Annotated in this window: 20 protein-coding genes, 1 tRNA gene and 1 pseudogene; 13 read left to right on the plus strand and 9 right to left on the minus strand. The window is 72.2% G+C overall.

Annotated elements, in window-relative coordinates:
- Positions 1-80 precede the first annotated feature (80 nt).
- Both K2224_RS07100 and K2224_RS07105 read left to right on the plus strand, forming a co-directional pair.
- A complete protein-coding gene (locus K2224_RS07100; protein WP_221905777.1) occupies positions 81-830 on the plus strand; it encodes a bifunctional DNA primase/polymerase in 750 nt (249 codons plus the stop codon).
- A gap of 222 nt (positions 831-1,052) precedes the next feature.
- Complete coding sequence (locus K2224_RS07105) at positions 1,053-1,610, plus strand: hypothetical protein (RefSeq protein WP_221905778.1); 558 nt, start codon at positions 1,053-1,055, stop codon at positions 1,608-1,610.
- Positions 1,611-1,844: 234 nt separating this feature from the next.
- On the opposite strand, the gene K2224_RS07110 is transcribed toward K2224_RS07105, so the two are convergent.
- From K2224_RS07110 to K2224_RS07120, 3 genes are all read right to left on the minus strand, one after another.
- On the minus strand, positions 1,845-2,837 hold the full coding sequence (locus K2224_RS07110; protein WP_221905779.1) for a DUF5926 family protein: 993 nt from the start codon (positions 2,835-2,837) through the stop codon (positions 1,845-1,847).
- A 160-nt stretch (positions 2,838-2,997) separates the two neighbouring features.
- Positions 2,998-3,618, minus strand: coding sequence for an ATP-binding protein (locus K2224_RS07115; protein ID WP_399017906.1), 621 nt, complete (start codon positions 3,616-3,618; stop codon positions 2,998-3,000).
- Between the two features lie 213 nt (positions 3,619-3,831).
- Positions 3,832-4,752 (minus strand): glycerophosphodiester phosphodiesterase family protein, encoded by a 921-nt coding sequence (locus K2224_RS07120; protein ID WP_221905780.1) that lies wholly within the window; start codon positions 4,750-4,752, stop codon positions 3,832-3,834.
- Positions 4,753-5,204: 452 nt separating this feature from the next.
- Here K2224_RS07120 and K2224_RS07125 point away from each other — a divergent pair, with 452 nt between their 5' ends.
- Positions 5,205-6,734 (plus strand): S1C family serine protease, encoded by a 1,530-nt coding sequence (locus tag K2224_RS07125; protein ID WP_221905781.1) that lies wholly within the window; start codon positions 5,205-5,207, stop codon positions 6,732-6,734.
- A gap of 43 nt (positions 6,735-6,777) precedes the next feature.
- Positions 6,778-6,864: transfer RNA gene (locus K2224_RS07130), tRNA-Ser, on the plus strand.
- Positions 6,865-6,957: 93 nt separating this feature from the next.
- On the opposite strand, the gene K2224_RS07135 is transcribed toward K2224_RS07130, so the two are convergent.
- Positions 6,958-7,332, minus strand: a complete 375-nt coding sequence (locus tag K2224_RS07135; protein WP_221905782.1) for a hypothetical protein — start codon at positions 7,330-7,332, stop codon at positions 6,958-6,960.
- Positions 7,333-7,414: 82 nt separating this feature from the next.
- Entirely contained in the window at positions 7,415-8,470 is a 1,056-nt protein-coding gene (locus tag K2224_RS07140) for a bifunctional DNA primase/polymerase (protein ID WP_221905783.1), read from the minus strand.
- A 509-nt stretch (positions 8,471-8,979) separates the two neighbouring features.
- Between K2224_RS07140 and K2224_RS07145 the strand changes: the two genes are divergently transcribed.
- From K2224_RS07145 to K2224_RS07160, 4 genes and pseudogenes are all read left to right on the plus strand, one after another.
- A complete protein-coding gene (locus K2224_RS07145; RefSeq protein ID WP_221905784.1) occupies positions 8,980-9,285 on the plus strand; it encodes a hypothetical protein in 306 nt (101 codons plus the stop codon).
- Between the two features lie 316 nt (positions 9,286-9,601).
- Positions 9,602-10,672, plus strand: a pseudogene (locus tag K2224_RS07150) (bifunctional MaoC family dehydratase N-terminal/OB-fold nucleic acid binding domain-containing protein); the annotation flags it as partial.
- Between the two features lie 518 nt (positions 10,673-11,190).
- Positions 11,191-12,357, plus strand: a complete 1,167-nt coding sequence (locus K2224_RS07155) for a lipid-transfer protein (protein ID WP_221905786.1) — start codon at positions 11,191-11,193, stop codon at positions 12,355-12,357.
- A gap of 162 nt (positions 12,358-12,519) precedes the next feature.
- Positions 12,520-13,071, plus strand: coding sequence for a SigE family RNA polymerase sigma factor (locus K2224_RS07160; RefSeq protein ID WP_221905787.1), 552 nt, complete (start codon positions 12,520-12,522; stop codon positions 13,069-13,071).
- A gap of 10 nt (positions 13,072-13,081) precedes the next feature.
- Here K2224_RS07160 and K2224_RS07165 read toward each other — a convergent pair whose 3' ends face one another.
- On the minus strand, positions 13,082-13,288 hold the full coding sequence (locus K2224_RS07165; protein ID WP_221905788.1) for a DUF397 domain-containing protein: 207 nt from the start codon (positions 13,286-13,288) through the stop codon (positions 13,082-13,084).
- On the minus strand, positions 13,285-14,133 hold the full coding sequence (locus K2224_RS07170; RefSeq protein ID WP_221905789.1) for a helix-turn-helix transcriptional regulator: 849 nt from the start codon (positions 14,131-14,133) through the stop codon (positions 13,285-13,287). Before K2224_RS07170 ends, K2224_RS07165 begins: the two co-directional genes overlap by 4 nt.
- Positions 14,134-14,242: 109 nt before the next feature.
- On the opposite strand from K2224_RS07170, the gene K2224_RS07175 reads away from it, so the two are divergent.
- From K2224_RS07175 to K2224_RS07190, 4 genes are all read left to right on the plus strand, one after another.
- Positions 14,243-14,653 (plus strand): ATP-binding protein, encoded by a 411-nt coding sequence (locus K2224_RS07175; RefSeq protein ID WP_221905790.1) that lies wholly within the window; start codon positions 14,243-14,245, stop codon positions 14,651-14,653.
- A gap of 368 nt (positions 14,654-15,021) precedes the next feature.
- Positions 15,022-15,885 (plus strand): helix-turn-helix domain-containing protein, encoded by an 864-nt coding sequence (locus K2224_RS07180; RefSeq protein WP_260692366.1) that lies wholly within the window; start codon positions 15,022-15,024, stop codon positions 15,883-15,885.
- On the plus strand, positions 15,885-16,454 hold the full coding sequence (locus tag K2224_RS07185; protein WP_221905792.1) for a Uma2 family endonuclease: 570 nt from the start codon (positions 15,885-15,887) through the stop codon (positions 16,452-16,454). Before K2224_RS07180 ends, K2224_RS07185 begins: the two co-directional genes overlap by 1 nt.
- A gap of 51 nt (positions 16,455-16,505) precedes the next feature.
- Positions 16,506-17,036: a DinB family protein gene (locus tag K2224_RS07190; RefSeq protein ID WP_221905793.1), complete on the plus strand. Its 531-nt coding sequence runs from the start codon at positions 16,506-16,508 to the stop codon at positions 17,034-17,036.
- 32 nt (positions 17,037-17,068) lie between these two features.
- On the opposite strand, the gene K2224_RS07195 is transcribed toward K2224_RS07190, so the two are convergent.
- Positions 17,069-17,803, minus strand: coding sequence for a two-component system response regulator (locus K2224_RS07195; protein WP_221905794.1), 735 nt, complete (start codon positions 17,801-17,803; stop codon positions 17,069-17,071).
- On the minus strand, positions 17,800-22,176 hold the full coding sequence (locus K2224_RS07200) for a HAMP domain-containing protein (protein WP_260692367.1): 4,377 nt from the start codon (positions 22,174-22,176) through the stop codon (positions 17,800-17,802). Before K2224_RS07200 ends, K2224_RS07195 begins: the two co-directional genes overlap by 4 nt.
- Positions 22,177-22,320: 144 nt before the next feature.
- On the opposite strand from K2224_RS07200, the gene K2224_RS07205 reads away from it, so the two are divergent.
- Positions 22,321-24,258, plus strand: a complete 1,938-nt coding sequence (locus K2224_RS07205) for a SpoIIE family protein phosphatase (RefSeq protein WP_221905795.1) — start codon at positions 22,321-22,323, stop codon at positions 24,256-24,258.
- The last annotated feature ends 109 nt before the right edge of the window (positions 24,259-24,367 follow it).

A 24,367-nucleotide genomic window follows, 5' to 3' on the forward strand; every position in this document is an offset into this window, starting at 1 on the left:
TGCACCAACAAGCTCATCGGTATGCGGTGCGAAGTACGCGAAGGACCAGCCCTCGGCGTAACGGAAAGGAACGAGCGCTCATGCGCGAGATCCTCGGAAGGCGACGCAAGCCCCTGTTCCGGCGCAGCGGGAGGTCGGCGCTGCTCGGTGCGGCGCTCCACTGCGCCACCGAGTGGCAGTGGCCGGTCCTCCCGGGCGTCGGACTGCGGCCCGCCGGCCGGCAGCAGGCCGCCGGGCGGCTCGGACTCGGCGAGCGGGTGCCCCGCCGCTGCAACTGCCCCGACCCCGACTGCGTGGTTCCGGGCGCGCACCCCTTCGACCCCGGGCTGCTGGCGGCGACCACCGACGCCCGGATGGTGCGCTGGTGGTGGAGCAACCGCCCGGACGCCCCGGTCGTCCTGGCGACCGGCGGCCGTGCGCCGTGCGCGGTGAGCCTGCCGGCCGTCGCCGGGGCCCGCGCGCTGGCCGCGCTGGACCACTTCGGCGTCCGCACCGGCCCCGTGGTGGCCACCCCCACCCGCTGGTCGCTGCTCGTATCGCCTTACGGCCTACCGGAGTTGGGGGAGCTGCTCAGCTCGCAGGACTGGGTGCCCAGCTCGCTGCGTTTCCACGGCGAGGGCGGCTACCTCGTCCTGCCGCCGTCCCCGACCGGCGCCGGCAAGGTCCGCTGGGAGCGCCCGCCGGCGTCCCCCAAGCGCTCAACTTTGTTCGAGCAGGGGGGACCCCCATCCCGGGCCGTGCCCTGGCTGCCCAAGGTGGCCACGATCGTCGACGCGCTGGTGACGGCGAGCGCCGGCAGCCCCGACGGCGGCAGTCGGCTCGCGTACTGAGCCGCCGTCCCGCGGAGGTCCCACGGGTGGCCGGAAAACGCACCTCTCCGGTTCACCCGTAAGGGTGTGAGCTGCCCCGTACCTACGGGAATCGCGTGTACGGGCACCGGGTGCCACCCCTGCCGCCCGATAAGTTCGACATATCGCCCGCCATGCCGCGGACGGTATATCCCTCGCGTTTCTCAGCTCCCCCGCCTATCTCGTCACTTGCAAGTGGGTCCCATGCAGCGTGCGCGGATTCTCCGCCTGACCGGGCTCGCCGGCACCGCCGTGCTCGCCCTCGCCGTCCCCCTGGCCGCCGCTACGGCGGGCCCGGCGGACTCCCTCCTCCCGCCCGGCGCCCCGGAACCCTCGGGGTCGGCGGGCACACCCGCGGCCGCCGGCCCGCTCACCGACCTCGGTCTGCCCCTCCTCTCCGGCCCCGCCCGCACCACCCGTTGCGGCCCCGAACTCACCGCCCGGGAGCGGATCACGGCCCAGACCTGTGTGCTCACCGAGGGCGGCCGCACCTGGGCGCGCACCTTCTTCCGGAATTCCTCGGGTGACCCGGTGCGTGCCGCGTTGACGCTGCTGCGTCCGGACGGCCGGAGCGTCCAGGCGTACTGCGTCGTACCGGCGGGCGGGGTGCCGGGGGTGTGCGAGACGCCGGGCGGTCCGACGGTGCGCGGGGCGCGGCTGCCGTACGGCGCGGTGGCGGAGTTCTCGGATGCGGCGGGGGAGCGGCTGCTGCTGCGCTCCAGCGGCAACTCGGCGCCGGACGGCGGGAGTTCGGGGCGCTGAGGGCCCGGCCGCGACGGGGCGGGCCGACCGGTGCCGGTGGCGGCATCCGGACATGGAAGCGCCCGGTCGCTGGCGACGGGGGATGCACCAGCGACCGGGCTTTTAGAACCGTAACAAGAGATCGGCGGTTCGCAAATTCGATCGTGGAATTCCGGACGCGGATTCACCGTTGAGTACGGGGAGTTGCCCGGGATTCTGTGACGGGCGTCACGCCCAAGATGGGCCCGGTGCGGGTCAGCTCAGGGTGACCTGACGGTTGGTGAGACCGCCGCGGGCCCGGCGCTCCTCGGCGGTCAGCGGGGTGTCCGTGGCGAGCGCCTTGGCCAGCCGCTCCTGGAAGGCGGCGGCCGGGCCGGCGACCTCGTCGGCGCCCATCGAGGACGGCAGGTCCCACACCGGGACGACCAGGCCGTGTGCCCGGAAGGAGCCCACCAGCCGGGTGCCTTCGCCCAGTGAGGAGGCACCGGCGGCGTGCAGCCGGGCGAGCGCGTCGAGCAGCTGCTCCTCGGGGTGCGCGGTGACCCAGCGCAGGTGGTTCTTCTCCGGCGCCTCGCACCAGTACGCGCCTTCCAGGCCCGGAATCCGGGCGGTCGGGATGGCCGCGGCGTTGGCCCGCTCCAGGGAGGCGGCGACCTCGGCGGTGGCGTTCTCGGCGTTCTCCACCCAGAACTCGAAGCCGGTGTGGACGGACGGCTCAAAAGGCGCGTCCGGATCCAGCAGGTCCTGCAGGCGCGGGCCGTCGAGGGGGGGCCGGCCGGCCGCGACCGGGTGGCCGGGCTCGGTGGTCAGCGCCCGCTGGAGGGTGTCGGCGAGGTCCCGGCTGATGTCGCCGGAGGAGGTGTCGTTCTGCAGGCCGAGCAGCACCGCGCCGTTGTCCCGGCGCAGCGCGGGCCAGGCCATCGGCAGCACGGTCGCCAGCGTCACCGACGGGACGCCCTCGGGCAGGCCGCCCTTGAGCGTCAGCGACGCGGTGGCGGCGGGCACCAGCTCACGCAGCGCGACCCAGTCGCACTCGCCGGGCAGCCCCTCGAAGGGGCGCCGTACCAACTCGGTGACGGCGTGCGCCGCCTGCCGGCCGTGGCACGCCTTGTAGCGGCGGCCGGAACCGCACGGGCAGGGCTCGCGGGCGCCGACCACCGGGTAGGAACCCTCGGGCGCCGCGCAACGGGCGCCGTCCTTGGTCTGTACTGCTGCGGCCCGGGGCTGGGGACGGCGCTTCTTGGCCATGGCGACGGTGTCTCCTGGTGGTTCCTGGTCGTACGGACGCGTTCCGGCGCGAGCCTAAAGGAGACCGGCGTCCGGGGCGCCACCAACATCGCCGTAAGCGCCGTGAGTACGCCGGGGTGGGTGCTCAGGGCGGGCGCGTCGCGTGCGCCGGGTGCCGTCGCTACGGCAGTTCGTCGAACTCGGTGAAGGTCGGGCCCGCCGGGCCGCGGCCGTTGCGGTGCGGGCGGGCCGGGCCGCCGGTGCGGGACTTCCGCAGGGAGAGCGGGAGCCCGGTCAGCTCGCGCGTGCGGTCGGTCGCCAACTCGGATGTGAGGTCGGACGACAGGTCCGTCGCCAGATCGGCCGTCAGGTCGGCCGCCAGGTCCACGCGCGTAGCGAAAGCGCCTTGAAGGGAGAGCGCGGCCCAGACCGTCACCTCGCCACGGGCGCTGTCGCGGACGCCCCAGTCCTTGGCGAGCGAGCGGATGATGGCCAGCCCGCGGCCGCCGCGGGCGGTGATGGACGGTGTGGCCGGAATCGGGCGGGTCGGACCGCCGCCGTCGGTGACCGCGATGGTCAGCCGCCCCTGGCCGTCGATGCGCCAGGAAGCGCGGACGGAGCCGTCGGAGCCGCCGGGGTCGCCTGACGTGCCGTCGGAATCCGGTGTGCGGTTCTCGTGTATCGGACGCGCATGGCGACACGCGTTGCTCAGTAGTTCCGAGAGGACCAGGGTCGCGTCATCGACGACTGTGTCCTGAACTCCCCTTGCCAACAGCTCTTCTCGCATGCGTCGCCTGGCCATGCCCACACCCGCTGGACCATGGGGTACGGCCATGATCGACGACGTCGGCACCTCTTGTGCCACCACCAACGCCACCCCCGAGACCTCCTTTGCCCCACGCCAGGGGATGGATGCCCCAATGGACTGGACCGGAAACCGGCCAACCGGCACACAGTGACGCACTCAATACGGCCGCCTACGGACCGAATGCGCCGGTGCACACCCTGTAAGGGTCTAGGGTCTGCCGGCGGGCGGATCCGACAGGTCGCGGCCGGCGTCGAGTTGGAGGCGTACCTGTTTGGGGCGGTTGGTGATGATCGCGTCCACGCCCAGTTCGCGGCACATCTCCACGTCCGCCGGGTCGTTGACGGTCCAGACGTGGACCCGGTGGCCCGCCCGGTGCGCCCTGGTGACGTACTCCGGGTGCGCACGGAGGATCCGTACGCCGGGGCCCGCGATGCGCACTCCCGGCGGCAGCCGGCCGTCCCGGTGGCGGGGGGTGAGGAACTGCATCAGGTAGACGCCGGGGATGCCCGGCGCGGCGGCGCGCACGCGGTGCAGGGAGCGGGCGGAGAAGCTCATGACGCGGACCGGCGGCGTCCAGTCGCGGGTGGCCGGTTTCGTGTGGCCGAAGCGCGCGAGAAGGTCGACCAGGCGCTGCTCGACCTGCCCGGCCCAGCGCGTGGGGTGCTTGGTCTCGATGGCCAGCTCGACCCGCCGGTCCGCGTCCGCGACCAGTTCCAGCAGCCGCTCCAGGGTCAGTACGGACGTCCGCTCGGCGTTCTCGTTCTGCCGGTCCGGCTCCTCGTCGGCGTCCACCGGCCGGCCGTCGGCCCGCGTCGGGTCCGTCAGAACGCCCTGCGCGGCCAGGACGTCCTTCCAGGATCCGAAGTCCAGCGCCGCGAGGTCGGCCAGCTCCAGCGCCGAGACCGCGCCGCGCCCGTTGGAGGTGCGGTTCACCCGCCGGTCGTGGACGCAGACCAGATGCCCGTCGGCGGTCATCCGGACATCGCACTCCAGGGCGTCCGCGCCGTCCTCGATCGCCTGGCGGTAGGCGGCCAGGGTGTGCTCCGGCGCGTCGTCGGACGCGCCCCGGTGGGCCACGATCGCGGGCCGGTCCGGGCGGGCGTCCTCGGTGGGGCGTCGATAGGTCACCGCGTCATCGTGTCATCCGGCGCCGACGGCCCGCCCGCGGGAAGATCGACGGCCCCGGACCCCGGCCCCGGACCCCGCGCGTACCCGTTGCCGGGTCGCCCGATCGCCGCACACACCGTGCGTATCGCGCGGGCCGCGTATGACGTAGAGGGAGAGGCTGTCCTGTTTGATCCGGTATGACCGGCAATACGGCGAATAAGTCACAGGTTCGGCTTACGGTGCTCTGACGGCCCATGGGGGAGGCTGGGGAGGCTGGGTGGAGACGGGCCGGGCGGTGGTGCACCGTGGCCGGCCCTGAGCGGGTCGCCGGACGATCGACGGGACGGCCGGGACTCGCCCCGAGCGGCGGGATCGCGGATGCTGGAATACCGCGGAGACCCGGATGCCGGAAGGCCGGGGCCCGGTCCCCCGGACCGGCACCGCCGTGAAGCACGCTGACTGAGGAGAGAGCTGTGAGCACCGAGAACGAGGGAGCCGGCGTCCCGTCGGAGGCCAAGCCGCCGACCGGACCGCAGCCGGACAGCGCCCCCGCGCCCGCCTCCGGCGACCGGTCTCAGGACGCCCCGACCGTGCCCGCCACGCCGGCCACGCCCCCCGCGGCGCCCCCGCCGCCGGACTACGCCCCGCAGGCCGCGGCCCCCGGTGACGCCGAACCGCCCGCGCACGACGACCGCACGCAGCCGCTCCCCCCGACCCCGGCCGCGCACCCGGAGCAGCCCGCCGCCCCCGCCGCACCCACTGCCCCCGCCGCCCCGTATGCCGCGGCCGGGCACGGTGCGGCCGGCGGCTGGGGCGCTCCCCCGCCCGGCGGTGCCGGCGACCCGTGGGCCGCGCCCGGCCACCACCACCCGGCCCCCCAGAAGCGGAACGGCGGCCTGATCGCCGCGGTGCTGGTCGCCGCGCTGGTCGCGGGCGGCGTCGGCGGCGGCATCGGCTACTGGGCCGCGGGCCGCAACGACAGCAACTCCACGACGGTCTCCGCCCCCGGCGACTCCGGTGCGCTGAACCGCAAGCCCACCTCCGTCTCCGGGATAGCGCAGCGGGCGCTGCCCAGCGTCGTCACGATCGAGGCCCAGGGCGCGTCGGGCGACGGCGGCACCGGCACCGGTTTCGTCTACGACAAGCAGGGCCACATCCTCACCAACAACCACGTCGTCGCCAGCGCGGCCGACGGCGGCCGGCTCACCGCGACGTTCTCCAACGGCAAGAAGTACGACGCCGAGGTCATCGGCCACGCCCAGGGCTACGACGTCGCCGTCATCAAGCTCAAGAACGCCGCCGGCGCCACGCTCAACCCGCTCCCGCTCGGCAAGTCCGCCAACGTCCAGGTCGGCGACGCCACGATCGCCATCGGCGCGCCCTTCGGCCTGTCCGGCACGGTCACCACCGGCATCATCAGCGCCAAGGACCGCCCGGTGGCCTCCAGCGACGGCGGCGGCAGCAGCGCCTCGTACATGAGCGCCCTGCAGACCGACGCGTCGATAAACCCCGGCAACTCCGGCGGCCCGCTGCTGGACGCCGGCGGCAACGTCATCGGCATCAACTCCGCGATCCAGTCGGCCGGCAACGGCGGCGGGCTGGGCGGCGAATCCGGCCAGTCCGGCAGCATCGGCCTGGGCTTCGCGATCCCCATCGACCAGGCGAGGCGGGTGGCGGAGGACCTGATCAAGACGGGGCAGCCGGTCTATCCGCAGATAGGCGTCCAGGTGGGCATGCGGGAGAGCGGCGACGGTGCGACCATCGCCCAGACCGGCAACGGCGGCTCCGACGCGGTCACTCCGGGCGGCCCGGCCGCCAAGGCCGGCCTGAAGCCCGGCGACACCATCACCAAGCTCGACAGCACGGTGATCGACAGCGGCCCGACCCTCATCAGCGAGATCTGGCAGCACAAGCCCGGCGACCACGTCACGCTCACCTACAAGCGCGGTGGCAAGGAGCACACCACCCAGGTCACCCTGGGGCAGCGCACGGGCGACAAGTGACGCGCTAATCTGATCCCCGCGGCACCGCACTCCGGCGCCGCGGGGAGGCTTGCCCGAGCGGCCTAAGGGAACAGTCTTGAAAACTGTCGTGGCGGCAACGTCACCGTGGGTTCAAATCCCACAGCCTCCGCAGGGGCAGTGAGTCAGCTGCGGGAGAGGGGCGTCCGGCGAGGCCGGGCGCCCCTCTTCGTATGTGCGGACGGTGGGTCGGTGGCCGGGTGGGTCATTCGCCCAGGGCCTGTTCGACCTCGGACGCCTCTTCCTGTGCGTGGAGGTGTTTGAGGGCGGAGCGGGCGGCGGGGGCGTCGTCGCAGGTGGTCCAGAAGTCGTGGGTGACGACGCGTTCGGCGAGTTCGAGGGTGCGGGCGCGCAGCGTGGCGACCTGGGTCTGCTCCTCGTCGGTCCAGCCCGGGGAGTCGGCGCGTTCGGTCTCGTGGAAGCGGCCGTTTTCCTTGCTGTGGGTCCAGCCGGGGAGGGGCTCGACCGACCACGGCAGGCGCTTGTAGAGGTCCGCGAGGGCGGACTGGACCTGGTGCAGCTCCAGCTGTGCTTCCCGCAGGTCCTGGGGGAAGTCGTAGGTCTTCTGCTTGTCAGCCACATCGGAAGGATACCGCTCGCACCGTTCACTCGTTCGATTCTGGTGGGGCGGGGGTGGGCAGGTGGCCCGCTCCCGGGCTGCTTCAGTGGCGGGCCGCGGAGGCGATGGTGGCGCGGGCCTCGGGCTCCGGCAGGCCGGTGTGGCGGGCGGCGGCGACCAGGCGCTCGGCGAGTTCCGGTCCGAGGCCGGTTTCGTAGGCGCGGCAGGCGGCCCAGAAGAGGCGGGTGTTGCGCTGGCCCCTCGGGGAGGCGCGGACGAAGCGGAGGAGGGCGGCGGCGGGCTGCCGGGCGCCGTGGGGCGGGAAGGGGCGTTCCGCGTGCGGCGGGGTGCCGAGCGGGGGGTGCAGGAGCGCCAGCAGGGCGGGCGGGGCCGGGGCGGGGCGGCGCGGGGTGTCCGGTGCGAGGGCGTACCGGCCGTGGACGGTGAGGGAGCCGGGGCCCACCAGATAGCCGCCGCTGCCGCGGACGTCGATGCCCGGGGCGAGCCGGCCGGCGGAGTTGGGGACGGGCGGCGCCGGCGGGCCGGTGAACCACAGGTGGCGGCCGCCCGAGGGGGTCAGGACGGTGACCGTCGGGGGCAGTGCGAAGCCGTGTGCCTCGGCGATCAGGCGGAGGGCGGTGGGGCCGTCGGCGCCGTGCCGGGTGTCGAGGTCGATGCCGACGAGGTGGTGCGGGGCGCGGCCGCAGGCGATGCCGTAGCCGGTGGCCCAGGGGGCGGCGGCGAACATCCGGCGGATCGCGAACGGGTCGGTGGTGGCGTCGTGGACGCCGTGGCCGAGGCGGCCGCAGGCGCCGTGGCAGGGCGGGGCGGCGGGGGCGCGGCGGGCGTCGGAGGGGCGGCGGACGTCACCGGGGCTGCCTTGGACGTGGCCGGGGGTGCCGTGGGTGTCGTCGGGGAAGCGGTGCGTGTCCTCGTGGTGCGGGGAGCGGAGGGCGGGGAGTTTGGTGCGGGTCAGGGGGATGACCGGGTGGCCGCGCTCGGCGGCGAGGAGGGCGTGGGCGAGGGCGGTGTGGTGGGCGTCGGCCGGGGCGAGGAGGGGGCCCGGGGGTGCGTCGGGGGTCTCGGGTGGGAGGGCCGCCGCCGGGCGTGCGGTGATCCGTGCGCTGTTCCGTGCGGTATGGCGTTGGGGCGTGGCCATGGATTCATTTTCGTACGGATGTTCGATGAAAGGAAGGGGGCCGGAGAGGGTGTGCGGTGAAGATCACGTATGCGCCGGGTCTTGTGGAAGGACGGGGGGCGCGCGTTGCCCGGGCGGGGAGCGGGTTGTGGCGGATGAGCGCGGGATCGCGGGGTGTTTCGGGGGTGCGAGTGGAGGCGTCGGGGTTTACCCGGGCTTTCTCATGCTTGCGAGGGAATCGGTCTTCGCCAGGGCTTCTCCGGTGGGCGGGTGGGCAATCCTGAGGTCGCGACGTCGAGGAAGGCACCGCGGTGGTCGGCCAACTACCCGGTGAACCAATGGAGTTGGTGCTTCACGGCCGGCCGGGACCGGTCGTCCGGAGCGGGGCCCAGGAGGTCGGGCCCCGGTCCGGAAGACGGTCCGGCGGTCGGCCCGCACACCGGCATCCAGCACGCCACAACCCATCAGCACCCACCAGGACCCATCAGCACCCATCAGTACCTAGAAGTTGCGTTCCGTAGGAGGAAGACATGGCAAGCACCCGTACCGCCCGTGTCATCGCGGTCGCTCTCGCACTGCCCTTCGCGGCGGCGCTCTGCACCGGCGTGGCGCAGGCCGACAACGGTGGCTTTGCGAACAACGGGTCGAGCTCGGCCGCCACGAGTCAGATCGGCACCGGCGTCGGTCACAACAACTTCGGCAACTCCACCACCGGCCAGCAGGTGGCCAACGGTCCCGGGGCGTCGAACCAGAACAACACCGCCAGCGTGAACGGTCACGGCTTCACGGTCATCGACCAGGACAACGCCAACGTCGACTTCGACCAGATCTGGTGAGCCGGCCCGCCGCGCCCTGGTGCGGCGGTTGACCGGAGGGTGATACGAGGTGCCGCGCGGTGGGCCGGTGGGCCGCTCTGGGGTTCATCGCGCGGACCTTGACAGCGAGCGGGTTTCTGACGGACAGTCAGAAACCCGCTCGCTCGTTCGCCCGGCCGTCGCTCGTCGCGGACTCGTATCGCACGGGCGCGTAAGGCACGGACCCGTCTCGCACCGGCGCGTATCGCGCGGGCGCGACGGGCAAGGGCGGGGCCGGTGAGGCGCAGCGGGAGAGCGTGGCCACGACGCGACCGGGGATGCGGAGGGGGCGACAGCGGTGAGTGGGGTTGTCCAGGCCGATGGAGCTGATGGGGCCAGTGGGGGCGAGCGGGCGGATGGCGCGCCCGACGGAGACGCGTACGAGCGGGCGCTCAAGGCGTTCGAGGGGCGGGGGGCGGCAGCCGAGGGGGTGGGGAAGGACCCGGTCAACGCGGTGATGATCCGGCACTGGTGCGAGGCGATGGGCGATGCCCACCCCGCCTACGAGGGGCCGGACGCGGTCGCCCCGCCGACCATGCTCCAGGCGTGGACGATGGGCGGGCTCTCCGGCCACCAGGGCCGCAACCCCGCGCACGACGAGCTGTTCGCGCTGCTCGACGGCGCCGGTTACACCTCCGTCGTCGCCACCGACTGCGAACAGGAGTATCTGCGTCCGCTGCGCCCCGGCGACGTGATCACCTTCGACTCGCTGATCGAGTCGGTGTCGGCGCGCAAGACCACCAAGCTGGGCACCGGCCACTTCATCACGACCCGGATGGACGTCCGGGCGAACGGCGAGAAGGCCGGAACGCACCGCTTCCGGATCCTCAAGTACACGCCGGCGGCCGGTCGCGGCACACAGGGGCGGGACGCGGGCGGGCGCTCCCCGGGGCAGCGGCCCGGGACGGTGCCGGAGAGGCGGACCCGCTCGGCCACGGAGCGGCGGCCCCGGCCGGTCGTCAACCGGGACAACGCCGGCTTCTGGGAAGGCGTGGCCGCCCACAAGCTGCTCATCCAGCGCTGCGGCGGCTGCGGGATGCTGCGTTTTCCCTGGCTTCCGGGGTGCAACGGGTGCGGTGCGGCGGACTGGGACACCGTCGAGGCGAGCGGCGCCGGGACCGTGTACTCGTACGTGGTGATGCACCACCCGCCGTTCCCGGCCTTCGGTGCGACCGCCGGTGGCCCCGATGCTGCTGGTGACGCCGGTGCGGGAGGGCCGTATGCGGTCGGGTTGATCGAGCTGGCGGAAGGGGTGCGGATGGTCAGCAACGTGGTCGGGGTGCCGTACGACCGGGTGCGGATCGGGATGCCGGTGAGGCTGGAATTCCTGCGGGCGGACGAGGAGTTGACGCTTCCGGTCTTCCGGGCGGAGGCGGACGCGGCGGTCGCGGAGGGCGCGACGGCCGAGGAGGGCGCATCGTTCGAGGAGGGCGCGACGGCCGAGGAGGCCCCCGCCCAGGACACGGCCAAGGACACGGCCCCGCCCGCCGCCCTCCGCCCCGGCCTGGAGCTCCCGCCCCTCGCCCTCCCCCTCACCCGCACCCTGATCGTCTCCGGGGCGATCGCCTCGCGCGACTACCAGGACGTGCACCACGACGCCGAGGCCGCCCGCGAGAAGGGCTCCCCCGACATCTTCATGAACATCCTGACCACCAACGGCCTCGTCGGCCGCTACATCACCGACCACTTCGGCCCGCGGTCCGTCCTGCGCAAGGTCGCCATCCGCCTCGGCGCGCCCAACTACCCGGGAGACACCATGGTGTTGAGCGGCACCGTCACCGCCGTCGACGGCGGCACGGCCGAGGTCCGGGTCGTCGGCACGAACGGCCTGGGCAACCACGTCACCGGAACCGTCACCGTCACCGTCGAGCCGGCGGCGGACGCCCGATGACCCGCCACCGCCCCGACACCCTCGGTGGCCGCGCCGCCGTCGTCGGCATCGGCGCCACCGAGTTCTCCAAGGACTCCGGCCGCAGCGAACTCAAGCTCGCCGTCGAGGCCGTGCACGCCGCCCTGGCGGACGCCGGGCTGACCCCGGACGACGTGGACGGCCTGGTCACCTTCACCATGGACACCAACCCCGAGATCACCGTCGCGCAGGCCGCCGGCATCGGTGAACTGACCTTCTTCTCCCGCGTCCACTACGGCGGCGGAGCGGCCTGCGCCACCGTCCAGCAGGCCGCCCTCGCGGTCGCCACCGGCCTCGCCGACGTCGTGGTCTGCTACCGCGCCTTCAACGAGCGCTCCGGCCGCCGCTTCGGCGCCGGCGTCCAGCACCGCGAGCCCTCCGCCGAGGGCACCGCGCTCGGCTGGAACATCCCCTTCGGCCTGCTCACCCCCGCCTCCTGGGTCGCCATGGCCGCCCAGCGCTACCTGCACACCTACGGGTTGACCCCGGACGCCTTCGGCCATGTCGCGGTCACCGACCGACGGCACGCCGCCCGCAACCCGGCCGCGTACTTCCACGGCAAGCCGATCACCCTCGCCGACCACGCCGCCTCCCGCTGGATCGTCGAACCACTGCGGCTGCTGGACTGCTGCCAGGAGACCGACGGCGCCCAGGCACTGGTGGTCACCTCCGTCGAACGGGCCCGCGACCTGCCGCACACCCCGGCCGTGATCACCGCCGCGGCCCAGGGCGCCGGCCGCGCCCAGGAGCAGATGACCAGCTTCTACCGCGACGACCTCACCGGCCTCCCCGAGATGCGCGTGGTCGCCGACCAGCTCTGGCGCACCTCCGGCCTCACCCCGGCCGACATCGACGTCGCCGTCCTCTACGACCACTTCACCCCCTTCGTGCTCATGCAGCTGGAGGAGTTCGGCTTCTGCGGCCCCGGCGAGGCCGCCGACTTCGTCGCCGCCGACGTCCTCCCCCTGAACACCCACGGCGGCCAGCTCGGCGAGGCGTACCTGCACGGCATGAACGGCATCGCCGAGGCCGTCCGCCAACTGCGCGGCACCAGCCCCAACCAGGCCGACGCCCCCGCGCACACCCTGGTCACGGCGGGCACCGGGGTGCCCACGTCGGGGTTGGTGCTGGGGCGGGAGAGATAGGGGGAGCGGCCGGGCCGGCGGCCGGTACGCCCCTAGGGGAGCCTCCGGGGGGCTCCCCCCTGAGGAGGTGCGGAGGGCGTCGCCCGTACAACTTGAGGCGGACGCCGCTTCGGCACCTTGGGCCGACGCCCGCGACCCACCCCCGCTCCTAGCGTGGAACACATGACCACGACTGCGTGCACAAGCGCCTCGACGCCCGCGACGTTCCCGTCGTTCGCGTCCTATGTACGGGCCCGGGGGCCGGTTCTGCTGCGCGCCGCGCGGTCCCTGTCCCCGAATCCCAACGACGCCGAGGACCTCCTTCAGACCGCGCTCACCAAGACGTACGTGGCCTGGGAGCGCATCGAGGACCACCGCGCGCTGGACGGCTACGTGCGCCGCGCGCTGATCAACACCCGCACCTCCCAGTGGCGCAAGCGCAAGGTCGAGGAGTTCGCCTGCGACGAGCTGCCCGAGCCGGACCCGACGCCCGCGCCCGACCCGGCCGAGCTCCAGGGTCTGCGCGACGCGATGTGGCGCGCGATCATGCGGCTCCCGGCGCGACAGCGCGCGATGGTCGTCCTCAGGTACTACGAGGACCTCAGCGAGGCCCAGACCGCCGAGGTCATGGAGGTCTCGATCGGCACGGTCAAGAGCGCCGTCTCGCGCGCCCTCGCCAAACTCCGGGACGACCCGGAACTGGCGGTCCTGGGCCTGAGCCGGATCGCCGCCTAGCGGATCCCGTCTAGCGCCGGGCGAACGCGACGAAGTCGGCCCAGGTGGCCGGGGGGACGCGCAGGTGGGGCCCGTCGGCGTCCTTGGAGTCACGGATGTGGATGGTGGCGGGGGTACTTGCGACCTCGATGCAGTCATCACGCTCATTGCCGCTGCTGTAGCTGCTCTTGAACCACTCCAGCTTGGACGCAGTCCCGGCAGAAGGCTTGAGGGTCATGTTTCTCCCAGCACTTTTTGGATGAAGGCGAGCGATTCCCGGGGCGTGAGGGCCTGGGATCGGATGATTCCATAGCGCAGTTCGAGGATTCGGATCAGCTTCGGGTCAGAGACGGGTCGGGTGCCGAACTGGTGCAGCGAGTGGCCGACGGCGCCACCGTCAGCAAACTTCATCACCTCGATCTGGCCACCCATGCCTGCGTGATCCTCACGATCAGTCGGCATGACCTGGATCTCAACGTTCCTCAACTGGCCCACATCCAACAGATGTTCGAGCTGTCGCCGGTGCACCATTCTCCCCCCGAGGGGACGCCTGATGGTGACCTCTTCCTGGACGAATGTGAGCGCGGGGGCCGGGGTGCGTTCGAAAATCGACCATCGAGCCATACGGGCTGCCACCAGTCGATTCACTTCGTCCGGTGACCAGGCCGGGCGCCGCATCTCGTACAGAGCCCGCATGTACTCTTCCGTCTGCAAGAGCCCGTACAGGTTGTGGCTCTCGTACGTGCCCAGTTCTACCGCCTCGTCCTCCCACCGCTTCAGATCCCTGACCTTCTTCGGGTAGCGGGCCTTCTCCACGTCATCCCGCATCCCGGCAAGTTTTCCGCCTGCCTTGAGGATCTCGTCCGCCTTGGCCAAATACTCCGGGCGCGGGATCCGAACTCCCTGCTCGATCTTGTAGATCAGGCCCTCGCTGTAGCCCATCAGCTTCGCGAAGTCGGCGGCCCGCAGACCCGCTGCCGTCCTCCACAACTTCAGCTGGCGACCTACCATCTCGACGGACGGCTGGACGTCGTCCTCGGGATCGAGTGCCCAGCTTGAGTCGTCCGTGGCATCGCCGTGCATGTGCCTCACCTCCTGGACAGCCGAGACGTCCTGTCCAGTTCTTGGACATCACCGAACGTATCGACGTCATTACTGTTCAGAGTAGGTGCGCCCGACCACGCTGAGTCACGTGAATCAGCAAATTGCCGAGCCCAAGCTGCTCTACCGCGTCCAGCTGTCCGCCACCCGCCGTGGCGCCCGTCTCGCCCGCCTCCTCGGGACGGAGCAACTCCGCTCCTGGGGGCTGCCGTTCGAGGCCCCGGGTCAGGTGATCGCCGAGCTGGCCGCGAACGCCGTCTCGCACGGACGCGTTGCGGGGCGGGACTTCCGGCTGGCGTTGGCGGCTGACGCGGACACGCTCTGTGTCGGCGTCACGGACGCACGCGGTGACCGGATTCCGTCCCAACGGGCCCCGGTGGCAGGGGAGTCCGGCCACGGACTGCTCATCGTCGGCGCGCTCGCGGACCGCTGGGGGACGGTCCGGGGGCCGTTCCCGTGCAAGACCGTGTGGGCGGAGTTCGGCCTGCCGATGTGGGGCTGACCGGGACCCGGCGCAACTGGCGTCGGTGAAGTGGGCCGCCCTAAAGACCCATAACCACGGGGGAAAAAACCAACCAACCAAACCGAACCCAACCGAACTCCGCAGGTTCGCACGCCTGTGTCACACGGTGGAGTGATCCGGTGGCTCTGGGCTGGCTTTTCCGATGTGGTCGGGTGCAGGCTCGGCAGCAACGCCAGTTCGAGGCGTTCGCGAATCCCAGACAAGCAATTGGCCCCCGGCGGGACTGGCATCCCGGTCGAGGGCCTGACCACCTAGGAAGAAGCACCTTCCCGATGGCTGTGCAGAAGCTTAACGCGCCCACTGGCGCGCCGTACACGGTTCGCCGGTCCCCCGTAGGAGTACACAAGGTGACCGAATTTCAGGAATCCGGCTTCAGCATCGTTGGCGATCACCTCGCTCAGCACCCCGAGTTGTCGATGACGGCGATCGGCCTTGGCGTGCACATCCTCTCGCTGCCGGAGGGCTCGCCGGTCGACATTCGTACGCTGGCGGAGAAGTTCCCTGAGGGGCGTGAGCGCATCGCGTCCGGCCTGCGAGAGCTGGAGAAGCACGGGTATTTGCAGCGAGTGAAGAAGCGCCTGCCTGACGGCCGGTTGGTGACCGTCACTTACGCGTACAACAACCCGAAGGTGACACGAGCGCGGCAGGCCAAGCGCTCGGGTGACGCGCGGGAACGGGCCCCGGCACCGGCAGGGGTCCGTACGCAGTGTCCGGTGCGGCCGAAGGCGCCTGCATCCGCGCTCATCACCGCACCGACCACCCGGGCGGCCAAGGCCAAGCCCCGGCCCTTCCTGCCCCGCCCCCGCTCCGCCCAGCACCACACCACCGCCACCGCGCTCCTCGCCAACCTGCGCCGGGACGACGCCCGCCTCCTCCTCCCCGTACGGGAGATCGATCGCCTCGCGCCGGGCGTGGCCGCCTGGTTGGAACGCGGGGTGCCCCCGGAGGCCGTCCGAAGAGCGCTGAGCGCGGATCTCCCGGACCCCGTCCGCAATCCGGCGGGCTTGGTCGCACACCGCCTGACGGCCTTGCTTCCGCCGCCCCTCCCCGAGACACCGCCGCCCCCGGAGCCCACGACCCCCGGCCCCGCTCCGTTCCAGACCTGCGACGGCTGCGAACGGGCCTTCAGAGCAAGAGAGGCGGGACTCTGCCGAGAGTGCCGCGAGGGCGGACAACGGCTGGATCCGCCTCCCGATGGGGGCGTGGCCTGATGGGTGGTGTGAGGTGCCGTGGATACGGTGCTCTGCGGGCGCTCGTCCAGGGCTCCCAGCGCCGTATCCCAGGCAAGCTGGAGATCACGCGGGAGGGGCTCGTCCACGACGTGCCGACACCCTCGGCGCGGCACGAATTCACGGTTGCCCGGGTCAGGCGGCTGCTGGAGAAGCTGACGCCGGAACGCCTGGTGGTCCACTCGGGTATGCCGGACGTCGAGGACGAGGAGATCGGCGTTCTGCGGTGTCCCGAGATCATGGTGATTGCCGAGTCGGACATGGAGGGTGACGGGTCCTTCGACCCCCGCACCCTCCTCGCCGCCATCGAAGTCGTCTCCCGTTCCAACCCCGACAACGACTGGGTGGGCAAGGTCCGCGACTACCCCCTGATGGGCATCCCGATCTACGCGATCTTCGATCCGCGTACCGGCAGCGGCGCCGTCTTCACCGACATCCACGTCACCCCGGACGGCCCGCGGTACGCCGTCCGCAAGGACTTCGTGTACGGCGAGGACGTGACGATCGGGGAGTGGACGATCGCGACGCGGGACCTGCCGCGGTACGCCTAGCCGCGTCGGCTGGGCCCCGCTCGGCGTCGCCTGCCAATAGCATCGCCTGCCATGACTACTGAAGCCGAGCCCCCGGCGGAGCCCGATGTCACGCTGACCAGCCCGGCCGAGTTGTTGGCGGGCTATCTGGATTTCTACCGCGACGCCGTGCTGCGCAAGCTGGACGGCCTGAGCGACGAGGAGCTGCGGGGCAGCCGGCTGCCATCGGGCTGGGCGCCGCTGGAGCTGTTGAAGCATCTGGCCCATGTGGAGCTGCGCTGGTTGCAGTGGGGCTTCGCCGGCCGGGAGGTCGAACAGCCGTGGGGCGATATGGAAGCCCGCGGCGGCAGATGGCGTGTCGGGGCGGATGAGTCCGTCGAGGATGTCGTGACGTTCTTCCGTGCCCAGTGCGAGCGGTCCCGGGCGATCGTCGCCGGCGCGCGGCTGGAGGACCGGATGGCCACGCTCGGGGGCCGGGTCCCGCCCGAGGAGGAGCGGCCGACGCTGATCTGGGTGCTGTTCCACTTGCTTCAGGAGTACGCGCGGCACGTCGGGCAGCTCGACGTCGTCCGGGAGCTTGCCGACGGCGTCACCGGCGAGTAGCTGGAAGCAGTCGGAGGCAGCCGCCGGGGCGGCTACGCCTCCCGGCCGGCCATCAGGCGTTCCACCGACTCCTCCAGGGCGGCGATGCGGTCGGCGAGGCCGGAGACGTCGGTGCCGGTGGCGGCGCCGGTGTCCTGGGCCTCGCGGAGGAGGAGTTCGATCTGGGCGAGGCGGCTGGCGATGTCGGAGAGGCGGGCGTCGTCCTCGCGGGGTTCCGTGCCCGCGTCCGGAGTCACGGACGACGGCGGGGACGGGGCCGGGTGGTGGGGGTGGAAGGTGTGGGGTTCGGTGGGGGCCGGGCCGGCGGCCGGCTCCTCGGGGCCGGTCAGGAGACGCTTCAACTGGTCGGCCTGGGCGGCGAGTTGGTGGTTCTTGCGGTAGAGGTCGAGGAAGACGTTGACCTTGGTGCGCAGGAGCCAGGGGTCGAAGGGCTTGATGAGGAAGTCGGCGGCGCCGACGGTGTAGCCGCGGTAGGCGTAATTGGGGTCCACGGAGGCGCCGGTGAGGAGGATGATCGGGACGTCCTTCGTCTGGTCCAGGCCCTTGATGTTGGCGGCGGTCTCGAAGCCGTTCATGCCGGGCATCAGGACGTCGATGAGGACGACCGCGAACTCCTCGCGGAGCATGGCCTTCAGGGCCTCCTCACCGGAGCGGGCGCGGACGACCTTCGGGGTCAGCGAGCCGAGCACCGCTTCGAGGGCGACGAGGTTCTCCTCCATGTCGTCGACGATGAGGATGGGCGCGGTGTCGGGTACGGAAGATGTCATGACTGCGGCCCTTCCCTTCCCTCGTCGGAGATGGGGTGCGGGGGGTCGGCGGCCGGTTCGGCGGTCGGTGCGGTGGCCGGGGCGCCGGTCGGTTCGTCGGCTGGTGCGCAGGTGTCGGTCGGTTCGTCGGCCCGTTGGGGAGCCTGGGGTGGGCCGGGGCGGGGGCTGGTCTCGGGGTCGAGCAGGCCGCAGACGACCGACAGCAGGCGGTCCACGTCCACCGGTTTGGGGATGTAGTCGTCGGCGCCGCTCTCGATGGCCTTCTCACGGTCGCCGGGCATGGCCTTGGCGGTGAGGGCGACGATCGGGAGGTCGGCGAAGCGGGGGGTGCGGCGGATGGCGCGGATCATCTCGTAGCCGTCCATCTCCGGCATCATGATGTCCATCAGGACGAGGGAGACGTCGGGGGTCCGGTCGAGGACCTCCAGCCCCTCGCGGCCGTCCTCGGCGTACTTGACCTTGATGCCGACGCGGCCGAGGACGTGGGTGAGCGCGAAGACGTTGCGGATGTCGTCGTCGACGATCAGGATCCGGCGGTCGGCCAGGACCCGGCCGGGGCGGCCGCTGAGCCAGTCCTTCAGGCGGGTGGCCTCGGGCCAGGTGACGTCGCCGGCCTCGGCGGGGTGGGCGGCGGTGCGGGAGGCCAGGCCCTCCTGGCCGGGGAAGACCTCGGAGGGGGGCGGGGTGAGCGGGAGAGGCGGAGCCGTGGCCGTTGCGTGGCCGTCGGGGGCGACGAGGGCGGTGGGCTCGATGCCGTGGGCCGGCGGGGTCCCGCCGTTCTCGCCGGGGCGGGCCGCCAGGCCGGCGGCGGGTGCGGTGGACGGGCCGGTGTAGCGGGCGGGGACGTAGAGGGTGAAGGTGGAGCCGACGTCGACCCGGCTCTCGGCCTTGATGCGGCCGCCGAGCAGGGCGGCCATGTCGCGGCTGATGGAGAGGCCGAGGCCGGTGCCGCCGTACTTGCGGTTGGTGGTGCCGTCGGACTGCTGGAACGCCTCGAAGATCCCGGCGATCTTCTCCGGGGGGATGCCGATGCCGGTGTCCTTGACGGAGAGGGCGATCACGGCGTCGGCGGTGCGCAGGGTCTCCTCCTCGAACTGGCCGCCGGGGACGCGTTCGACGAGGAGTTCCACGCCGCCGGTGGAGGTGAACTTCACCGCGTTGGAGAGCAGGTTGCGGAGGATCTGCTGGAGGCGCTGCTCGTCGGAGAACAGCTCCTCGGGGACGTCGTCGCCGACCCGGACGTCGAAGCTGAGGCCGCGGTCGACGGTGAGCGGGCGGAAGGTGGCGTGGACGTAGTCGAGGAGCTTCTTCAGCGGCAGGGCCTTGGGGTGCACGTCCATCCGGCCGGCCTCGATCTTCGACAGGTCGAGGATGTCGTTGATGAGCTGGAGCAGGTCGGAGCCGGCGCGGTGGATGGTGACGGCGAACTCCACCTCCTGCGGGCTGAGGTGGTCCTCGGGGTTGTCGGCGAGGAGGCGGGAGAGGACGAGGAGGGAGTTGAGGGGGGTGCGCAGCTCGTGCGACATGTTGGCCAGGAACTCGGATTTGTACTGCGACGACGTAGCCAGCAGGGCCGCCTTCTCCTCCAACTCGGCGTTGGTGAGCTGGAGTTCGTCGGAGCGCTGGCGGAGTTCGGCGGTCAGCCGCTGGGATTCCGAGAGCAGGGCCTCGGTGCGGGAGTTGGCGATGATGGTGTTGATGGAGACGCCGATGGTGTTCACGAACTGGTCGATGAAGGCGAGGTGGACGTCGCTGAAGCGGCTGAAGGAGGCCAGTTCGATCACGCCGAGGACGTGGTCCTCGAAGAGGATCGGCAGGATGACGACGCTGGCGGGGGCGGCGGCGCCGAGGCCGGAGCTGATGGTGAGGTAGTCGGCCGGGACGTTCTCGACGAGGATGCGCTTCTTCTCCGTGGCGGCCTGGGTGATCAGGCCCCAGCCGGGGGTGCCCATCCGCATCCGGGGCGGTGACCGGCGGCCCTCGGGGTGGCCGGTGCCGTAGCCGGCGATCAGCTCCAGGCCCTCGCCGGGCCGGGCGCCCGCCTCGGCCAGGAAGAACGCGCCGAACTGGGCGTTCACCAGCGGGGTCAGCTCGCGCAGGATCAGGTCGGCGACCTCGACGAGGTCGCGGTGGCCCTGCATCAGGCCGGCGATGCGGGTGAGGTTGGACTCCAGCCAGTCCTTGGCGCGGGTGGTCTCGCGGAGGTTGGCGACCATGAGGTTGACGTTGTTCTTCAGGGCGGCGACCTCGCCCTGGGCGTCGACGGTGATCGAGCCGGACATGTCGCCCTGGGTGACCGCGCTGGTCACCTCGGCGATGGCGCGGACCTGGGTGGTGAGGTTGAGGGCCAGCTCGTTGACGCTGGTGGTGAGCTGCTTCCAGGTGCCGTAGACGCCCTCGACGCGGGCCTGGCCGCCGAGCTGGCCCTCGCTGCCGACCTCGCGGGCCACCCGGGTCACCTCGGAGGCGAACGAGGACAGCGTGTCGACCATGGTGTTGATGGTGGTCTTGAGTTCCAGGATCTCGCCGCGGGCGTCCACGTCGATCTTCTTGGAGAGGTCGCCGCGGGCCACCGACGTCGCCACCTCGGCGATGTTGCGGACCTGCGAGGTCAGGTTGTCCGCCATGGAGTTGACGTTGTCGGTGAGGTTCTTCCAGACGCCGGAGACGCCGTGGACCTGGGCGCGGCCGCCGAGTCGGCCCTCGGTGCCGACCTCGCGGGCGACCCGGGTGACCTCGTCGGCGAACGCCCGCAGCTGCTTGACCATGGTGTTGACGGTGTCCTTGAGTTCCAGGATCTCGCCGCGGGCGTCCACGTCGATCTTCTTGGTGAGGTCGCCGTTGGCGACGGCGGTGGTGACCTGGGCGATGTTGCGGACCTGCGAGGTGAGGTTCAGGGCCATGGAGTTGACGTTGTCGGTCAGCTCCTTCCAGACCCCGGAGACGCCGCGGACCTGCGCCTGACCGCCGAGGTTGCCCTCGGTGCCGACCTCGCGGGCGACGCGGGTGACCTCGTCGGCGAAGGCGGAGAGCTGGTCGACCATGGTGTTGATGGTCGACTTCAGCTCCAGGATCTCGCCCTTCGCCTCGACGGTGATCTTCTTGCCGAGGTCGCCCTCGGCGACGGCGGTGGCGACCAGGGCGATGTTGCGGACCTGCGTGGTGAGGTTGTCCGCCATGAAGTTGACGCTCTCGGTGAGGTCCTTCCAGACGCCGGAGACGTCCCGGACCTGGGCGCGGCCGCCGAGCCGGCCCTCGGTGCCGACTTCCCGGGCGACGCGGGTGACCTCGTCGGCGAAGGCGGAGAGCTGGTCGACCATGGTGTTGATGGTCGACTTCAGCTCCAGGATCTCGCCGCGGGCGTCCACGGTGATCTTCTGGCTGAGGTCGCCGTTGGCGACGGCGGTGGTGACCTGGGCGATGTTGCGGACCTGCCAGGTCAGGTTGGACGCCATGGAGTTGACGTTGTCGGTGAGGTCCTTCCAGACGCCGGAGACGCCGTGGACCTGGGCGCGGCCGCCGAGTCGGCCCTCGGTGCCGACCTCGCGGGCGACGCGGGTGACCTCGTCGGCGAACGCCCGCAGCTGGTCGACCATGGTGTTCACGGTGAGCTTGAGTTCCAGCAGCTCGCCGGTGGCCTCGACCGTGACCTGCTGGGTGAGGTCGCCGCGGGCCACCGCGGTGGTGACCACGGCGATGTCGCGGACCTGGGCGGTGAGCCGGGACGCCATGGTGTTGACCGCCTCGGTCACGTGCAGCCAGTCGCCGGAGAGGTCCTGGACCTGGGCGCGGCCGCCGAGCCGGCCCTCGGTGCCGACCTCGCGGGCGACCCGGGTGACCTCGCCGGTGAACAGCGAGAGCTGGTCGACCACGCGGTTGACGCAGCTGCCCAGGCGGCGCAGGTCGCCGCGGAGCTGACGGGAGCCGTCGTGCAGGTCGACATGGCGGGTCAGGTCGCCGTCGGCGACCGAGTCCAGCACCCGGGTGGCCTTGGCGACCGGGATGACCAGGGCTTCCAGCACGGCGTTGGCGGAGTCGACGTTGGTCGTCCAGCCGCCCTGGCCGGGGCTGGCGCTGATCCGCTCGTCCAGCCGGCCCTGGCGGACGACTTCGTGGCGCATGCGCTGGAGTTCGCCGGCGAGGTGGGCGTTGCGCGCGACGATCTGGGCGAAGACGTCGGTCAGGTCGGCGAGCACGCCGTCGGGCGGGGACTCGCCCGGGGCGGGCTCGGCGCGGGCGGTGAAGTCGCCGTCCCGCAGGGCGTTCATGGCGGCGAGCAGGGGGCGCAGTTCGCCGGTGCGCACCCACCGGCCGTCGGGGCCGGGGGCCGGGGGCGACGGCGCGCGGTCGGGCCGGGTCGGGTCGGGCGCCATGGCACACCATCCCCCCTGATCTAGACGGAACGTGAACCGGGTCCGGGTCCCGGACCAGGCCCGGAACTGATCGAATTAGGCAGATATGTCATAGTATAAAGCGCCCGTAATGAGTGGTTTTCTCCAGTTTCAACGGGGGGCGCAGTGACGTCGCTGTCCCCGCGGAAGACGGCCCCCAAGGCCGCCGAGACGGTGTCCCGGACCGGGCTGCCGGCGAACCAGCTGGCCGCCGCCGGGGCCCGCAGATTCGTGCGCACACTGCTCACCGAGCGGGCCGCGGCCGCGGACGCCGTCCCCGGCGCCGCGGCGATCAGCGGGGAACTCGTCGACCAGGCCGTCCTCCTCGTCAGCGAGCTGGTCACCAACGCCGTGATGTACGCGGGCACCGACATCGACGTGACCTGCCGGCTGGAATACGGGCGCAAACCGGCCCCGGCGGACGGCGGGCCGGCCCGTCCCGGCGGCGACCCCGCGCCGTCGGGCCCGGCCACCGTCGCGGTCGTCCTGGAGGTCTCCGACCGGCACCCCTCGCGGGTGGTGCGCGGCGGGGTGGACGCCCGCAGCGGCGCGCCGGGCTACGGCCTGCAACTGGTCAGCGCGCTCGCCGAGTCCTGGGGTGTGACGTACCGCAGGTCGACCAAGACGGTGTGGTTCCGGCTGGAGGCCACCGAGGGCGAGACCGAGGCCGTGCCGGGCCGGCCGGGGCGGCGGCCGCACGGGGCCGCGACGCCGGTCCGGGTGCCGCACGGGCACGGCGGCCCGCGGCACGGCGACGCCGCCGAGTGGGCCGACCGCGGCGGCCCGTCGTTCCTGGCCGAGACCAGCGAGCTGCTGGCCGGCCAGCTCGACCAGGACATGGTCACCGCGCTCGCCGCCCAGCTGCTGGTGCCCCGGCTCGCCGACTGGTGCGCGATCTGGCTGAGCGTCGAGGGCGGCCGGATGGAGCTCTCCCGGGTGTGGCACGTCGACGAGCGGCGGATCGCGCCGCTGCGGGCCGACCTGGAGCGCGAGCCGCCCACCGACGTCGTGCACACCGGCGGCACCGCCTGGCCCTGGCCCGCGGTCGCCGGCGCCACCGCGTCGGGCGGGTCGGCGCTGGCCTTCCCGCTGGTGGCGCGCGGTGAGTTGCAGGGCGTGCTGCTGCTGGGCCGGGCCGGCCGGCTGAAGATGACCGACACCGTCGTCCGCATGGTCGAGGACGTCGCCCGGCGGGTCGCCCAGGCCGTCCACACCGCCCGCCAGTACACCCGCCAGACCACCATCAGCCTCGCGCTCCAGCGCCGCCAGCTGCCCGCCTCGCTGGCCAGCATCCCCGGCGTGGACACCGCGATCGTCTACGAGCCGCACGGCGAGGGGCAGACCGTCGGCGGCGACTTCTACGACGTCTTCCCGATGGGCCACCGGCGCTGGTGCTTCCTGCTGGGGGACGTGCAGGGCAAGGACCCCGAGGCGATGTCGGTGACCGGGCTGGCCCGCCACCTGGTGCGGCTGCTGGCCCGCGAGGGGCACGGCGTCGAGTCGGTCCTCGGGCGGCTGAATCTGGCCATGGCCGAGGAGAGCGCGGAGGCGGTGGAGCTCGGCGGCGAACAGGCCAGCTCCCGCTTCCTGAGCCTGCTCTACGGGGAGCTGACCGTCGATCCGGGCATCCCCGGGGCACGGTGCACGGTCGCCACCGCCGGGCACCCGCCGCCGCTGCACATGTTCACCGATGGTGGCGTGGAGCCGGCCTCCGACCCGCAGATGCTGCTCGGCATCGACGAGGGCACCGAGTTCCACGCCAGCACCTTCCTCCTCGCCCCCGGCGAGACGCTGCTGTGCGTCACCGACGGCGTCACCGAACGCCGTTGCGGGAACTGGCAGTTGGACGACAACGACGGCCTGGTCGAGGTGTTGCGGGAGGGCCTCGGGCTGGGCGCCAAGGCGCTCGCCGAACACATCCGGCGGGCCGCCCACGACTTCGGCACCGGCCCGGTGGAGGACGACCTCTCGGTGCTCGTCCTCCAGGCGGTGGCGCCGAAGCCGGGGCCGGCGGTGTACGCGCGGCCCGCCGAGGGCAGGCCGCAGGGGACCTCGTACGGGTGAAGCGGCCGCGGCCCGCGGTGACCGGTTCCCGGCCGTTTCCCGCGCCGAGACGAAAAGAACACGCCATGAAGGCGTGACATACCAGGCGGTATGCATCGAGAATCGCAGC

The organism is Streptomyces sp. BHT-5-2, from assembly GCF_019774615.1.
Lineage (GTDB): Bacteria > Actinomycetota > Actinomycetes > Streptomycetales > Streptomycetaceae > Streptomyces.

Bases quoted from the DNA above. Each gene is read 5' to 3' on its own strand.
- K2224_RS07100 (WP_221905777.1), top strand. From the start codon at position 81: ATGCGCGAGATCCTCGGAAGGCGACGCAAGCCCCTGTTCCGGCGCAGC.
- K2224_RS07105 (WP_221905778.1), top strand. From the start codon at position 1,053: ATGCAGCGTGCGCGGATTCTCCGCCTGACCGGGCTCGCCGGCACCGCC.
- K2224_RS07110 (WP_221905779.1), bottom strand. From the start codon at position 2,837: ATGGCCAAGAAGCGCCGTCCCCAGCCCCGGGCCGCAGCAGTACAGACC.
- K2224_RS07115 (WP_399017906.1), bottom strand. From the start codon at position 3,618: ATGGCCAGGCGACGCATGCGAGAAGAGCTGTTGGCAAGGGGAGTTCAG.
- K2224_RS07140 (WP_221905783.1), bottom strand. From the start codon at position 8,470: ATGGCCACGCCCCAACGCCATACCGCACGGAACAGCGCACGGATCACC.
- K2224_RS07145 (WP_221905784.1), top strand. From the start codon at position 8,980: ATGGCAAGCACCCGTACCGCCCGTGTCATCGCGGTCGCTCTCGCACTG.
- K2224_RS07155 (WP_221905786.1), top strand. From the start codon at position 11,191: ATGACCCGCCACCGCCCCGACACCCTCGGTGGCCGCGCCGCCGTCGTC.
- K2224_RS07160 (WP_221905787.1), top strand. From the start codon at position 12,520: ATGACCACGACTGCGTGCACAAGCGCCTCGACGCCCGCGACGTTCCCG.
- K2224_RS07165 (WP_221905788.1), bottom strand. From the start codon at position 13,288: ATGACCCTCAAGCCTTCTGCCGGGACTGCGTCCAAGCTGGAGTGGTTC.
- K2224_RS07170 (WP_221905789.1), bottom strand. From the start codon at position 14,133: ATGCACGGCGATGCCACGGACGACTCAAGCTGGGCACTCGATCCCGAG.
- K2224_RS07185 (WP_221905792.1), top strand. From the start codon at position 15,885: ATGGGTGGTGTGAGGTGCCGTGGATACGGTGCTCTGCGGGCGCTCGTC.
- K2224_RS07190 (WP_221905793.1), top strand. From the start codon at position 16,506: ATGACTACTGAAGCCGAGCCCCCGGCGGAGCCCGATGTCACGCTGACC.
- K2224_RS07195 (WP_221905794.1), bottom strand. From the start codon at position 17,803: ATGACATCTTCCGTACCCGACACCGCGCCCATCCTCATCGTCGACGAC.
- K2224_RS07200 (WP_260692367.1), bottom strand. From the start codon at position 22,176: ATGGCGCCCGACCCGACCCGGCCCGACCGCGCGCCGTCGCCCCCGGCC.